12 protein-coding genes are annotated in these 14,033 nt (G+C 60.8%); 9 read left to right on the top strand and 3 right to left on the bottom strand.

Annotated features, from left to right (window positions below):
- Both cysK and U1A53_RS13950 read right to left on the bottom strand, forming a co-directional pair.
- Positions 1–981, bottom strand: coding sequence for a cysteine synthase A (cysK, locus tag U1A53_RS13955; RefSeq protein WP_322281822.1), 981 nt, complete (start codon positions 979–981; stop codon positions 1–3).
- Positions 982–1,041: 60 nt separating this feature from the next.
- The gene (locus U1A53_RS13950) at positions 1,042–2,208 is read right to left on the bottom strand and encodes a pyridoxal phosphate-dependent aminotransferase (RefSeq protein WP_322281820.1); all 1,167 of its coding nucleotides are present in this window, start codon (positions 2,206–2,208) and stop codon (positions 1,042–1,044) included.
- Positions 2,209–2,316: 108 nt separating this feature from the next.
- Here U1A53_RS13950 and U1A53_RS13945 point away from each other — a divergent pair, with 108 nt between their 5' ends.
- The 9 genes from U1A53_RS13945 (at position 2,317) to U1A53_RS13905 (ending at position 12,968) form a co-directional block, all read left to right on the top strand.
- The gene (locus U1A53_RS13945) at positions 2,317–3,594 is read left to right on the top strand and encodes a transcription antitermination factor NusB (RefSeq protein WP_322281819.1); all 1,278 of its coding nucleotides are present in this window, start codon (positions 2,317–2,319) and stop codon (positions 3,592–3,594) included.
- A 53-nt stretch (positions 3,595–3,647) separates the two neighbouring features.
- The gene (locus tag U1A53_RS13940; protein ID WP_322281818.1) at positions 3,648–4,490 is read left to right on the top strand and encodes a sugar phosphate isomerase/epimerase; all 843 of its coding nucleotides are present in this window, start codon (positions 3,648–3,650) and stop codon (positions 4,488–4,490) included.
- Between the two features lie 4 nt (positions 4,491–4,494).
- A complete protein-coding gene (locus tag U1A53_RS13935) occupies positions 4,495–6,633 on the top strand; it encodes a fused MFS/spermidine synthase (RefSeq protein ID WP_322281816.1) in 2,139 nt (712 codons plus the stop codon).
- Between the two features lie 77 nt (positions 6,634–6,710).
- On the top strand, positions 6,711–6,932 hold the full coding sequence (locus U1A53_RS13930) for an acyl carrier protein (RefSeq protein WP_322281814.1): 222 nt from the start codon (positions 6,711–6,713) through the stop codon (positions 6,930–6,932).
- Complete coding sequence (locus U1A53_RS13925) at positions 6,929–8,263, top strand: hypothetical protein (protein WP_322281813.1); 1,335 nt, start codon at positions 6,929–6,931, stop codon at positions 8,261–8,263. Before U1A53_RS13930 ends, U1A53_RS13925 begins: the two co-directional genes overlap by 4 nt.
- 7 nt (positions 8,264–8,270) lie before the next feature.
- Positions 8,271–9,548 (top strand): FAD-dependent oxidoreductase, encoded by a 1,278-nt coding sequence (locus tag U1A53_RS13920; RefSeq protein WP_322281812.1) that lies wholly within the window; start codon positions 8,271–8,273, stop codon positions 9,546–9,548.
- Positions 9,545–10,915: a class I adenylate-forming enzyme family protein gene (locus tag U1A53_RS13915; RefSeq protein WP_322281811.1), complete on the top strand. Its 1,371-nt coding sequence runs from the start codon at positions 9,545–9,547 to the stop codon at positions 10,913–10,915. Before U1A53_RS13920 ends, U1A53_RS13915 begins: the two co-directional genes overlap by 4 nt.
- A gap of 4 nt (positions 10,916–10,919) precedes the next feature.
- Entirely contained in the window at positions 10,920–12,209 is a 1,290-nt protein-coding gene (locus U1A53_RS13910) for a tryptophan 7-halogenase (protein WP_322281809.1), read from the top strand.
- A 12-nt stretch (positions 12,210–12,221) separates the two neighbouring features.
- Complete coding sequence (locus tag U1A53_RS13905; protein ID WP_322281808.1) at positions 12,222–12,968, top strand: CAAX prenyl protease-related protein; 747 nt, start codon at positions 12,222–12,224, stop codon at positions 12,966–12,968.
- Here U1A53_RS13905 and lpxD read toward each other — a convergent pair whose 3' ends face one another.
- A complete protein-coding gene (gene lpxD, locus U1A53_RS13900) occupies positions 12,969–14,006 on the bottom strand; it encodes a UDP-3-O-(3-hydroxymyristoyl)glucosamine N-acyltransferase (protein WP_322281806.1) in 1,038 nt (345 codons plus the stop codon).
- Between the last annotated feature and the right edge of the window lie 27 nt (positions 14,007–14,033).

The following is a 14,033-nucleotide window of genomic DNA, read 5'->3' as shown; positions in this document are numbered from 1 at the left end:
TTAAGCGCCCACTTTGGCGCGAGCTTCGTCGGCCAGAGCGGTGGAGAGGTAACGCTCGCCGGTGGAACAGGCGATGGTGACGATGAGTTTGCCCTTGTTTTCGGGACGCTTGGCGACCTCGATGGCGGCGCAGACGTTCGCGCCGGTGCTGATGCCGACGAGGATGCCCTCCTCCTTGGCAAGACGACGTGCCATGGCGAAGGCATCGTCATTGCTGACCTTGATGCACTCGGTGATCTGCGGATGTCCGGCGTTATCCTTCAAATGCAGGTTGGCGGGGACGAAACCAGCGCCAGTGCCCTGGATTTTGTGCGGACCGGGCTGCACGGGCTGGCCGGCGAGGGTCTGATTGATGACCGGGGAGGCTTCTGGCTCGACGGCGATGGCAGTGAAGGACGGTTTGCGCGGCTTGATGACTTCGACGCAGCCGGTGATCGTGCCTCCCGTGCCGACGGCGGCGACAAGGATGTCGATCTTGCCGTCGGTGTCGGACCAGAGTTCTTCAGCGGTGGTCTTGGCGTGAATGGCAGGATTCGCGGGATTTTCAAACTGCTGCGGCATCCAGGCGTTTGGCGTGCTGGCGACGAGTTCGGTGGCCTTCGCAATGGCACCTTTCATGCCCTGCGCACCAGGAGTGAGAACGAGTTCAGCGCCGAGCAGTGCGAGCAGCGTGCGGCGCTCCATCGACATTGTTTCAGGCATCGTCAGGATGAGCTTGTAGCCCTTGGCGGCGGCGACAAACGCGAGGGCGATACCGGTGTTGCCGCTGGTGGGTTCGATGATGACGGTGTCAGCCTTCAAGATGCCACGCTTCTCAGCGTCCTCGATCATGGCCATGCCGATACGATCCTTCACGCTGCCGAGCGGATTGAAGAACTCACACTTCAGAGCAATCGTGGCGTTGAGACCGGCGGTGACTTTGTTGAGTTTGACCAGCGGTGTTTTGCCGACGGTTTCGACGATGTTGTTGTAGATGCCCATGTTCTTGTGCGGTTGACGGTTGATGACGATGGCTTGCCGTTGTTGACGGTGGTTCCGAAATCAATGCTGGGAGCAGAACTCTTCGAAGCGGTCCATGCCGGCGTTGATGACATCGAGGCCGGTGGCGTAGCTGAAACGGATGGTGTTCTCGGCACCGAAGGCCAGGCCCGGAACGACGGAGACCTTCTGCTTGCTGAGCAGCTTCTCACAGAAGTTCACGCTCTTGATCTGCATCGGCTCGATATCAACGAGGAAGTAGAAGGCGCCCATCGGCTCGACGACGCGGACGTTCTTGATGTTGCCGAGGCGACCGAGCATGTACTGGCGGCGCACATCGAATTCATCGCGCATGTCGCTGACGATCTGCTGATCCATCTGCAAGGCGGCCAGAGCGCCGTATTGGGCAAAGGTAGTCGGATTGCTGGTGGTGTGGCTCTGGATGGTGTCGATGGCGTCAGCGATCTTCTTCGGCGCGGCGGTGTAGCCGAGACGCCAGCCGGTCATCGCATAGGCCTTCGAGAAGCCGTTGATGGTGATGGTGTGGTCGTAGATTTCCTTGCTCAAGGAGGCGATGCTGACGTGCTCATGGCCGGCATAGACGAGCTTTTCGTAGATTTCGTCGGACAGGATCACGATGCCCTCGCCCACGGCGATTTCGGCCAGCGCAGTGAGTTCCGCCTTGGTGTACACGGAGCCGGTCGGGTTGCCGGGGGTGTTCAGGATGATCATTTTGGTCATCGGGGACATGGCGTCCTCGAACTCATCCGGGGTGAGCTTCCAGCCGTTTTCACGCTTCGTTTCAACGATGACCGGGATGCCGCCGACCAGGCGCACCATTTCCGGGTAGCTGGTCCAGTAAGGGGCCGGGATGATCACTTCGTCACCCGGATTCACGCAGGCGAGGATGGCGTTGTAGCAGGAGTGCTTGGCGCCGCAGTTCACGCTGATCTGCGAAGCCTCATACTGCACGTTGTTATCCACCATGAGCTTCGCGGCGATGGCCTCGCGCAGTTCGAGGATGCCGGCGCTTTCGGTATAGCGGGTTTTGCCGGAATTCAGGGCTTCAATGGCAGCGGCGATGATCGGGGCGGGCGTGTCGAAATCAGGCTCACCGGCTCCAAAGCTCAGCACGTCCACACCCTGCTTCTTGAGCGCCTTCGCCTGGCTGGTGATGGACAGGGTCATTGAAGGTGCGACTTCGGCGATGTTTTTGGCGATAAAATCCATGGTCTGGGGAAGGTTGGGCGGGTGAAAAAACAGGGGGCCGCCTATAAAGGAGGGCGCGGGAAGTTTGTCAATCAATCCTCCCGCCACAGACGAAGCGTGGCTTGTGCCATGCGCCACCCCGACTTAGTCATGCAGGACATGATTCCCGACCGCCAGCCGCCCTCTTCCCGTCCCCGCCAGCCGACCGTTCCCATCCGCGGCATGGCGCTGGATGTCCTCGGCGAGTGGTCCGGCGGGGAGCGCTTCGCCGCCGACCTCATGGATCACATCCAGCGCGACAACGGCCTCAGCCTGCCTGACGCCGCCTTCCTGCGCGACATCGTCCTCACCACCCTGCGGAATCTCTCCCTGCTCGACCATTGGATCGCCGTGATCACCGAGGACAAGCACCTCGACCACCGCAGCCGCTGGGGCCTGCGCATCGGCCTGTGCCAGGTTTTGATCCTCAAAGTCTCCGAATACGCCGCCGTGAACGAAACCGTGGCCGCCACCGGTCGCGCCCGCAGCCTGATCAATGCCGTCCTGCGTCGTGCCTGCCGCGAATCCACCGAGCTTTTGGCCATGGTTGACGGCCTGCCGCTCGAAACCCGCACCTCGCACCCCAAGTGGCTCATCGAGCACTGGCTCGGCCTCTTTGGCGAAGCCAAAACCACTGCTCTCTGCGAGTGGAATCAAGTCCCCGCCCCGATCTGCGCTCGCATCAATCGCCTCTACCCGCACCTGGATGCGCCGCAGGAAGATTTCATCGTCTGCGACCACCTCCCGCGTGAAGAATTGAGCGTGGGCAAAGTGTACATGCAGGACCCCAGCACCGCCATCGCCCCGCGCCTGCTTGCTCCCCAGCCGGGCCACCGAGTTCTCGATGCGTGCGCCGCGCCCGGCGGCAAAACCGCCCTGCTCGCCCAGCTCATGGAAAACCAGGGCGAAATCATTGCCTGCGATGTCTCCCCCGGTCGTCTGCGTCGTCTCGACGGCAATCTAAACCGCCTCCACGTCACCAACGCCCACATCGAGGAGCACGACTGGTCAGACCCGCAAATCCCCGCCTTCGCCAAGCCCGGCTTCGACCGCATCCTGCTCGACGTTCCTTGCTCGAACACCGGCGTCATGCGCCGCCGTGTCGATGTGCGCTGGAGGCTCACCGCCGAAGACATCACGGCACAGACGCAAACCCAAACACAGCTCCTGCGCAACTGCCTCCGCGTCCTCAAACCCGGAGGCATCCTCGTTTACAGCACCTGCAGCATCGAACCCGCCGAAAACGAGCAACTCGTCGCCAGCGTCCTCGAATCCACGCCCGGCTACGAGCCCGTCAAACTCCGCCACAGCTTCCCGCCCGACGATCAAATGGACGGCGCTTTCGCCGCCGCGATCCGACGTCATTAAACTTCGGGCGTGACATTCCACGCCGCATTCTTCAACAATCCGTTCCTTCCACCATGAAACTCACGTCACTTCTCCTCGCCATCGGTCTCGCCTTCCAAATCCAGGCCGCTGACGCGCCGAACGCCGCCGGATTGCAGCTCTACAGCCTGCGTAGCCAGTTCACGCTGCGTGGCGTGCCGTGGACTCTCGACCGCGTGAAGGAGTTCGGCATCAAAGAGGTCGAACTCGCCGGCACCTACAACCTCAGCGCCGAGCAGTTCAAAGCCGAACTCGAACAACGCGGCCTCAAGGCCATCAGCAGCCACTTCCCGTATGACCGCTACAAGAACGACCTCGACAACGTGGTGAAGGACTCCAAGACGCTCGGCATCAAGTTCGCCGGCTGCGCCTGGATCAACCACAAGGACAGCTTCGACGAGGCCGAGTGCCGCGAAGCCGCCGCCGTCTTCAACAAAGCAGGCGAGGCGCTCGCCAAAGAAGGCATCACCATGTTCTACCACGCCCATGGCTTCGAGTTTGAGCCGCACGGTGATGGCACGCTCTTTGATCTCTTCATGCAGGAGACCAAGCCCGAGTTTGTCTCTGTGCAGATGGACGTGCTGTGGATCGTCTTCCCCGGCCAGGACCCGGCAAAGCTGCTGGAGAAATACAGCGGCCGCTGGAAGCTCATGCACCTCAAGGATTTGAAAAAAGGCGTCGCCACCGGGTCCCTCACCGGCAAAACCGACGTCGCCAACGATGTCGTCCTCGGCTCCGGCCAGATGGACTGGGTCTCCATTTTCGCCGCCGCCCGCAAGAACGGCATCCAGCACTACTTCATCGAGGACGAATCCCCCACCTCCATGGATCAGATCCCTGCGAGCCTGAAATTCCTGCGCGCGAACGGCTTCGAGTGATCCCATGTCACGCCGCCTCCACGCCATCATCCTGCATGGCGTTTTCATCCTCTCCGGCATCTCGGCGCTGATCTACCAGCTCGTGTGGCAGCGTGCGCTGCTCACGATCTACGGCAGCAACGTCGAATCCGTGGCGATGGTCGTGGCGGCGTTTCTAGCCGGTCTAGGCATCGGCAGTCTCGCAGGTGGCTGGATTTCCAAATCAACGCGTGCGCCGCTCGTGCTGCTGTTCGGCCTCGCCGAACTCGGTGTCGGTGCCTACGGCCTCATCTCGCTGAAATTGTTCGACGCCGTCGGTACCATCACTTCCGCGCAAGCCCACGGCCTCACCACCGGCGCGTTGGTCTTCCTGCTCGTGTTTCTTCCAACACTGCTCATGGGAGCCACGCTGCCGATGCTCGTCGCGCATCAGGTGCGCGACACGGCGCACGTCGGCCAGAGCGTGAGCCGACTCTACTTCGTCAACACGCTCGGCGCCGCGCTTGGAGCCTTCATCGCCGCACACTGGCTGCTCGGCAGCTTCGGCATGAGCGGCACCACGCGCATCGCGGCCAGTTTGAATGCGCTGGCGGCTTTCATCGTGCTGCTCACCTCACGCAAAGCCCCCGACGAGGCCGAAAGCTCCGCATCTGAAATTTCAAATCTCCAATTTCAAATCCCCTTCCGCACCGCATTGTTGTGGTCTGCGCTCTCCGGTTTTCTCGCCCTCTCCTGGGAAATCGTCTGGTCACGCGTCTTCAACTTCGCCAGCGCCTCCCGAGCGCCCGTATTCGGCTACCTGCTCGGCAGCTACCTGCTCGGACTCGCGCTCGGATCACTCCTCAGTCCACGTTTGTTGAAGCAAACCGGCTACGATCTTCGCCATAAGCTCGCTCGCTGGGTGCTGCTATCGAGCGTCGCTGGCTTTCTCGTCGCGCCCTTCACTGGCATCGTCGCTGTGTATGCTTTCTGGGAATGCGGTTACCTGTTTGTCATCGCCGCCGGCACATTGCTCGGTATCACCTTCCCACTGCTCTGCCATGCGGCCATTCCACCCGGCAAAGACACCGGCAGCCAGCTTTCGCGGCTCTACCTTGCCAATATCATTGGCTCTGGCACAGGCAGTCTGCTCACCGGTTTTGTGTTCATGGAATGGATGAGCCTTCAGGTTCTGAGCTGGCTGCTGCTCGCCATTTCCTGGCTCTGGGTCGAAGGCATCGCCCGTTTTCAACTGCCCGCCAAACTGCGCTTTCAGCCGCTGTTCATGATCCTCATCACGCTCAGTCCGTTTCAAAGCTTCTACGAGCGCCTGCAATACAAGCACGAGTTCAAACCCGGCATGCGCTTCGCGCAGATCATCGAATCGCGCCATGGCGTCGTCACGGTAGACACCAGCAACGCGGTTTATGGCAACGGTGCCTATGACGGCATGATCGGCACGAAGCTGGAGTCAAAATCCTGGCTCGTACGGCCTTACTTCCTCTCCGCTGTGCGGGACCGCATCGAAAACGTGCTCGTCATCGGCGTCGCCGGTGGTTCGTGGACGCAGATCCTCGTCAATCATCCGCAGGTGAAGCACGTCACCGCCATCGAACTCAGCCACGGCTACCTCGATCTCATCCGCGCGCGTCCCGAAGTTGCCAGCCTGCTCACCAATCCCAAATTCACGCTCGTCATCGACGACGGCCGCCGCTGGCTGCGCCAGCATCCCGACGCACGCTTCGACGCCATCGTGATGAACACGACTCATCACTGGCGCGAGTTCGCTTCCGCCTTGCTCTCCCGCGAATTTTTGACCGAGGTCAAAGCCCACCTCACACCCGACGGCATCGCCTTCTGGAACTGCACCGAGTCGCCACGCGCCGCCCGCACCGGCATGGAGGTCTTTCCGCACACGATGATGGTTATGAACCACTGCCTCGCCAGCAACGCGCCCCTGGAACCAAACCGCGACCGCTGGCAGAAAACCCTCGCCGATTACCACATCGACGGCCAGCCCGTCATCCTCGCCGATCAAATCGACGGCATCCTCGATTTCCTCAACCATGAAGCCCTGCCCGTCCCCGGCCACATGTCCCGTTGGTGCCGCCGTGAGGCCATGCAAAACGCCTGGGACGACGCCAAGATCATCACTGATGACAATCTAGGCCACGAGTATCCCTGAGCGTTGCATTTGCATCTCCAGCGCTCCTTGCCTAAACAAAGTGCATGCCCGCCGCTCTCGAACACACGCCTAACACGATGATCGAACTCGTGCGCGAAACCGTCCTGACTGATCTGCCCGCTGAGTTCAGCGCCGAGGCCGATTTTTTTGAAGCCGGACTCGACTCGATGGGAGTGATGCAACTGGTCATGTATTTGGAAGAGCGTTTCAGCAAGAAAGTGGAACCGGCTGAACTGAGCAGGGCCAATTTCCGCAGCGGAAACGCGCTAGCCGCCCTGGTGAATGGACAAGCCGCATGAGCACTGCCGTTCTGCAATTCCCGATCACCGGCACGGATGGATTCGTCGTCGCGCTCGATTATCTCGCACGATCTACCGACGGTCGTGGATTGGATGCCTTGAGTGAGATTCAAGTCAGCGGACAGCCGGATGAAACCCGCCTGCGCTGGCTGGCGGCGGAACTGCCGAAGCGCATGCCGCTGCTGCATGCCACGCTGCGCAAAGACGGTTGGTTTGGCGTGCCGTATTGGGAATGCTCGGGGGATGCTGTGGCGGTTCCTATCGAGTTTCATCGCGTCAGCAGCGTGACCGGGCCGGAAACCTCCGTGATTGAGTCTGTCTCGACGTTGCGCCGACTGCGTATGCAAGGCCGAGAGCGCTCATCGCTCGGCCCACCGCACATCCGTTTTGATGTGGTGCGCACGAGCGATCAAACGTGGTCCATCCTGATGAACTGGTCACACCTGCTGCTCGACGGCACGGGCGTGGAGTTGCTGTTCAAGCACATGAACGAGCTGTGGCACGATCCACAGACCGCTTCACCGCAGCAGCCAGTGGTGCGGAATGACAAGCCTTGGTGGAAGCTGTTTCAGGAAAGCGAGACGTGTGGCAAGCACCTCATGAGCCTGGGCGCGGAGCCGTTTGTGTCCGTGAGCCAGGGCAAGGTCGTCAGCGGACGTCGATGCTGCCTGTGGGAGACGTTTTCCAAGGAAGAAACGGCGAAGATCAAACTCACGCTCGGCAAAATCGGCGGCGACATGATGCGCACGTTTTTCTACGCTGGACTGGCCGCGCGTTGCCATCAGGCCGTGTTTCAATCACGCGGCCATGCAGACCTCTCGTATGCCGTGACCATGCCCGTGCAACAGCGGCCAAAGGACAACACCGGCCGCATGGCGATCTTCCAGAACCACATGTCGATGTTCTTCTTCATTTTGAAGGACGCCGACCTCACGGACCTCGCCATGGCGAGCAAGGTGCTCATGAAGCAGCACCTGGAGCATCTCAAACTGAAGCGGCACCTGTCCTTCAACTCCTTGCAGCTTCTCATGCGGCGCATGCCGGGCAAAACGATGCTCAACATGGTGCGTCTCGCACAGCGGGGGGAGATCGCCTCGTTCTACCATGCCTACACCGGCAGTTTCGGTGAAGGCATGACCGCGTTCTGCGGTGGTGAGATCGTGAACGCCATCCACATGCCCACGGTGAACGCGCCGCCCGGCAGCGGCTTGTTTGTGTCCGAATGCCAGGACCAGCTCACCGTCACAGTGAGCTATCTCGACACCTGCCTCAGCGAAACAGAAACCGAGATGATGCGTGAACGCTGGCGTTCCGATCTTCTTGGGGAATGATGCCGCCATGAATCCCGACGTTCTCATCATCGGCGGTGGCAGCGCAGGCGTGGCGGCAGCTCTGGCGGCCGCACGTCAGGGCGCGAACACGCTGCTTGTCGAGCGACACGGCTTCTTCGGTGGTGCGGGTACCGCTTCGCTCGTGCATTCGTTTTGCGGCCTGTATGACCTGCCGCCAACGCCAGATACCGCACCGAAAGTCGCGAATCCTGGCATCCCTGCCGAGCTTGAACGCGCATTGCTCGCCCAAGGCATCGCGCACGGGCCGCTGCGCATGGGCAAGGTCGATGTGCTGATGCATCAGCCGCAGCAACTCGCCCTGTTTTACGATCAATGGTGCGCCAAGCAGTCGAACTTGAAGATGCTGCTGCACACCGAGGTCATTCACGCCGCTGTTGAAGGCAATCGCATCAGCGAAGTGACTCTGCACTGCCGTGGTACATCCTGGAAGCTGCGTCCGCGCACCATCGTCGATGCCAGCGGCGATGCAGTGCTGGCGACACTCGCAAATCATCCGTGGGACAAGACTCCGGCGCAGGAACTGCAACGTCCCGCCTACATCGTCGGTCTTGGCGAGGTCGATGCTGCCGCACTCACAGGCGATGGTCCGTTGAAAATCGCCGGATGCCTCGCGAAGGCAATTCAGGAGAAAAAACTGCCTTCTGAGGCCGCAGGCGCGCATTTTCGCGCCAGCGGCGCTTTGAACGAAGTTTTCCTCACACTCGACCTGCCGGGCGATTCGCCAGAATGCCCGTTTGATGCCACTGATCCGCGCAGTCTGACGTGGATCGAGATGCAGGGCCGCGAAGTGACCTTTGCCATCGTCGATCATCTGCGTTCATCGCTGGAAGGCTTTGCCAAGGCGCGCGTCACCACATTGCCGGTGCGCGCGGGCATTCGCGAAAGCCGGCGCTGGATCGCTGAAGCCGTTTTGACTGAGGAAGACATCCTTGCAAGCCGCAGCGGTGATCAGGCAGTCGCAAACGCCACCTGGCCGTTGGAACTGCGTGAAACGGCCCGCGGGCCGCGGCTGCTATATCCGCATGAACCGAAAGCCTGTGGCATTCCGCTGGGGGCCTTGCGCGCCCGCGATTTGCAAAACGTATTCGTCGCCGGACGCTGCCTTTCCGCCACACATCGGGCGCAAGCCAGCATTCGTGTCATGGGCACGGCTTTAGCGACGGGACAGGCGGCGGGCATCGCCGCCGCATCGGATGAACAAGATACCGCAACCCTCGCACAGCAGGTGCGCGCGGTTTTGCGCAAACTGGAGCCAGCACAGTGAACATCGTCGATCTCATCTTTGAACGCAGCACCGCCGCGCATCCCGCCGTCGTCAGCCCGGAGCTGCAGCTCACGTTTGGCGAGTTGCAGAGCCGCATGAACGCCTGTGCGCAGCGCATGAACGCCGATCCGGCCTGGCCGGGGAAAATTCGCCCGCGCATTGGCCTCGGTGCGCCGAACGGAGCCGATTACATCGTGCTGGCACTGGCGATCCTGAAGCAGAACGCATGCTTTGTGCCGATTCCGGCTGAGCTGACGGCCAGTGAGCGAGCGCAGCTCGCAAAATCGACAGCGCTGGATGTCATCGTATTTGCCAAGAACGCGGAAGACTGGCGCATCGAGGCGGTGACACATGATTCGCCTCCTGCATTCGATGAGTCAGCCCTAGAAGCACTGAATCCGGCCTTCATCCGCTTCAGCAGCGGCACGACGGGCACATCGAAGGGCATTGTGATCTCGCACGAGACGCTGCTTGGCCGAATTACCGCAGCGAACGAGGGTTTACGCATCGGGCCGCAAGATCGCGTGCTGTGGGTGCTGCCGATGGCGCATCACTTCGCCGTCTCGATCATTCTTTACCTCTACCACGGCGCCACCACGATCCTCGCCCCGGCGAGCGACCCGAAGGTGATGCTCGCGATGATGCGTGAGCATGAAGCGACCGTGATGTACGGCTCGCCCTACCATTACACGATGCTCTCCGGCCAGCCGGACGCGGCAGTGCTCGGCTCGCTTCGCCTCGCGGTTTCCACGGCCTTCGCGTTGACGAACGAAGTGGCCGATCTTTTCGCCAGCAAGACAGGCCTGCATCTGACACAGGGCATGGGCATCATCGAAGCCGGACTTCCAATCTTGAATCTGGAACATGCGAAGGACAAACCGACCTCGATCGGCAAGCCGCTGCCCGCCTTTGAAATCAAACTGGACGACGGCGAGCTGCTGTTGCGCGGTCCGGGCGTTTTCGATGCTTATCTGGCGCCGTGGCAGCCGCGTGAGGCCATCTTGCGTGATGGCTGGTTCGCCACGGGTGACATCGCGGAGGTGGATGAAGACGGTTGTCTTTATCTGCGCGGCCGGGTGCGCAGCGTGATCAATGTCGGCGGGTTGAAATGCTTCCCCGAAGAGGTGGAGGCAGTTTTGCGCGGTCATCCTGGCGTGAAAGCCGTGCGTATCACCGCACGGGCACATCCGGCACTCGGAGCCATGCCAGTGGCGGAGATCATTGCCGTGGATGCCGAAGCGCCGCCGCCGGTGATTGAATTGAGAAAGCTTTGCCAGGAGCGTCTCTCCGCCTACAAAGTGCCGCTGTTCTACACATTCGTCTCCGAGCTGCCCCTGACCGCCAGCGGCAAACTCCGCCGCTATTAAAAACATGAACCGTCCTCCACGCATCGCCATCCTCGGCGCCGGCCCGGCGGGCAGCGCACTCGCCGCACTGCTCGCGCGTCAGGGCATCCAGCCACTCGTCTTTGATGATGAAAAGCGTCCGCAACTGCTTGTGGGCGAGTCGCTGATCCCCGCCATTGTCGCGATTTTGCAGCGCATGGGCATCGAGGACCGCGTGGCAGCCATCTCTCAGTTCAAGCCCGGCGCCAGTTTCATCCATCACCGTGGCACGCAGATGCACTTCAATTTCAAATCGGTGGCAGGCCGCCTGCCGCCGTATGCCTACAACGTGCCACGTCCTGCCTTTGACGATGTGATCAAGGATTACGCCAAAGAGCTGGGCGTGCGGTTTGTGAAGCATCGCGCCGGACTCGTAGCGCATCCGGGAGGCAGGCCGGAACTGGAGCTGGATGCGGCGTCTCTCGAAGCAGGCGGCTGGCGCAACGGTGAAAAACCAGACCTTATCGTCGATTGCAGCGGTCGCTCACGCTCCTCCGCCAAACTGCTCGGCATCAAGGCCGAGACAGGCGTGCGCAAGGACACCGCGCACTTCGCGCATTTCACCGGCATCGAACATCCGTATGAGCCGGGACAGATCGCGATCACCTATCACCCCTGGGGCTGGAGCTGGCGCATTCCGCTGCCAGGCCGCTTGTCTTTCGGCATCGTGATGAATCCCAAATCGCTGCCGGACTTCGGAGCCAACGGAGAAGAACGTCTCGACAAGGTACTGGCAACGGACAGTGTGCTTTCACCGCTCACGCAAAACCGCCAGCGCATCAGCGAAGTTTACACCTACACGAACTATCAGCTCATCTCGGATCGAGCGCATGGCCCGGGCTGGGTCTCCGCCGGAGATGCGTTTGGGTTTGTCGATCCGATGCTCTCGCCAGGTGTGTTTCTTGCACTGGATGCGGCGGAAACGCTGAACGCAATGTTTGCCAAGCATGGTGAAAAACTTCTCGATTCGCCCGAACGTTTGATGAAGGAACTTGGCCGCTATGAGAAGCGCCAGCGTGCCTGGCACGAGGCTTGGCATGAGTTGATCGCGTATTTCTACGACGGGCGCATCGTGGCGTTCTATGAGCGCGGCATGCAGTTGAAGGCGGACTACCCCGGCTGGTTCAGCAACACGATGGAATCTGTTTCCAACCGCACTCTTGCCCTGATGGCGACCGGAGCCTCGACGCTGTCCGCCTGGAACCGTGGCTATCTGCGGAGCTGCTCGAAATGGCTGCTGAATCGCGAACGCGCGAAGGAACTGGCGCTGCCGTAACCGCCACGAACAATGCTTGTGCGACTGCTTTCATCCCCAACCGCCGCTTATGTGCTGCCGTTGGTGCTCTTCACACTTCTAAACTCAATTCCCGGGCTCTTCCGCGTCGAAAACTCTGAGCTGCCCTGGCATGTGCGCGCACCGGAGCACTGGGTTTATCCGTTGCAGACCGTTGTTTGCGCTGTGGTGCTCGTGCTGTTTCGCAAACATTACACGCTGGCTCCCTGGCGCGGGCTGCACCTCGCTTTCGTGCTCGGAATCATTGGAATCGTCTGCTGGATCACGCCGTCAATGCTGCGGGAGCACTTGGTCGAGCGTGGCATGCAGCCAGCGCCTTGGTGGGACTGGCTCGGACTCGCGGAGCGCAATGAAGGCTTTGATCCGATGATCGCGCAGGATTCACCACTGTGGTTCAGCGTCGTCGTGGGGCTGCGCTTTGCGCGCATGGTGCTGGTGGTGCCACTCGTCGAGGAGCTCTTCTGGCGCGGCTTTTTGATGCGTTTTCTGCTCACGGAGGATGGACAGTTTGAGCGCATCGCGTTCGGTACACATGGTTGGAAAGTTTTCTGGATTGTGACACTCGGCGTGATGTTGATTCATAACACGGAAGACTATGCCGGTGCCTTCGTGTGGGGATCGCTGATGTACTACCTGGCCGTGCGCACCAAAAGCCTGGGCGCGTGCGTGTTCATGCATGCCGTCGGCAATCTGGCCCTCGGTCTCTACGTCATGAAAACGCAGCAGTGGGGCTTCTGGTGATCAGACTGCGCCGCCACCGCCGACCTTTGTCTCCAGTTCCTTCACACGGGCCAGCAGTTGCGGCAACCGGTTGATACTGGCAAGCCGGCGCTTTTCCTCGGATGCTGGAATCGCTGGAAACCCAAGATAAGTCTGCCCGGCAGGCAGATCGCGCGTGACGCCGCAGCGTGCAGCCAGAGTCGCCTGTGAGCCGATGGTAACGTGTCCGGCGATGCCCACCTGCGCTGCGACAACAACGTAATCACCAATCATGGCACTGCCAGCGATGGCCGTGCAGGCGACGATGACGCAGTGCTTCCCAATCACCACGTTATGGCCGATTTGCACGAGATTATCGATCTTGGTGCCCTCGCCGATCCAAGTGCGGCCAAATCGAGCACGGTCCACGGTCGTTCCCGCGCCGATTTCCACATCGTTGTCGATCTGCACGATGCCAGCCTGCCGCACCTTGCGGTGACGTCCCTGGCTGAATTCATAGCCAAAACCATCTGCGCCAATCACGACACCCGAGTGCAGAAAAACACCCTCTCCCAGAATGCACTCGGCATGAACGGTGGCGTTGGCAAACAAGCGCGACCCCTTGCCAATGCGGGCATTGCGCCCGACGTAACACCCGGCTCCAATCTCGACTTCTCCTCCCAGTTCAACGCCGGCTTCGATCACGGCATTCGCACCGATGCAAACACACGCCGGATCAAACTGAACCGAGGCGGCAACGACCGCCGAGGCATGCACGCCAGCCGTGAAAGGGTCTGGCTGGAAGCCGTAGGTTTCCACGATCAGCTCGAATGAACGCGAGGGATCCGCCACCGCAACGCACGACGCATGCGCGGGCAGTTCCGTAAACCCCAACGGCACAAGCACCGCCGTGGCCTTCGTGTTTGCCAGCCGCTCGTTGTAGCGTGTGTCATGGAAAAAACTGAGGTCGCCGCTGATGGCTTCTTTGAGCGAGGCAAAACCGGTGATTTGTTCCGCTGGATCTCCACACAGAAGGGTTCCCCCGACTAGGGTGGCGAGATCGGCAACAGCAATTTTCATGGCTCGCATGATCTCATCTTTCGAGAT

This window comes from Prosthecobacter sp. (genome assembly GCF_034366625.1).
Taxonomy (GTDB): Bacteria; Verrucomicrobiota; Verrucomicrobiia; order Verrucomicrobiales; family Verrucomicrobiaceae; genus Prosthecobacter.
This window is presented reverse-complemented; position numbering and strand designations above follow the sequence as displayed.

Bases quoted from the DNA above. Each gene is read 5' to 3' on its own strand.
- cysK (WP_322281822.1), bottom strand. From the start codon at position 981: ATGGGCATCTACAACAACATCGTCGAAACCGTCGGCAAAACACCGCTG.
- U1A53_RS13950 (WP_322281820.1), bottom strand. From the start codon at position 2,208: ATGGATTTTATCGCCAAAAACATCGCCGAAGTCGCACCTTCAATGACC.
- U1A53_RS13945 (WP_322281819.1), top strand. From the start codon at position 2,317: ATGCGCCACCCCGACTTAGTCATGCAGGACATGATTCCCGACCGCCAG.
- U1A53_RS13940 (WP_322281818.1), top strand. From the start codon at position 3,648: ATGAAACTCACGTCACTTCTCCTCGCCATCGGTCTCGCCTTCCAAATC.
- U1A53_RS13935 (WP_322281816.1), top strand. From the start codon at position 4,495: ATGTCACGCCGCCTCCACGCCATCATCCTGCATGGCGTTTTCATCCTC.
- U1A53_RS13930 (WP_322281814.1), top strand. From the start codon at position 6,711: ATGATCGAACTCGTGCGCGAAACCGTCCTGACTGATCTGCCCGCTGAG.
- U1A53_RS13925 (WP_322281813.1), top strand. From the start codon at position 6,929: ATGAGCACTGCCGTTCTGCAATTCCCGATCACCGGCACGGATGGATTC.
- U1A53_RS13920 (WP_322281812.1), top strand. From the start codon at position 8,271: ATGAATCCCGACGTTCTCATCATCGGCGGTGGCAGCGCAGGCGTGGCG.
- U1A53_RS13910 (WP_322281809.1), top strand. From the start codon at position 10,920: ATGAACCGTCCTCCACGCATCGCCATCCTCGGCGCCGGCCCGGCGGGC.
- U1A53_RS13905 (WP_322281808.1), top strand. From the start codon at position 12,222: ATGCTTGTGCGACTGCTTTCATCCCCAACCGCCGCTTATGTGCTGCCG.
- lpxD (WP_322281806.1), bottom strand. From the start codon at position 14,006: ATGAAAATTGCTGTTGCCGATCTCGCCACCCTAGTCGGGGGAACCCTT.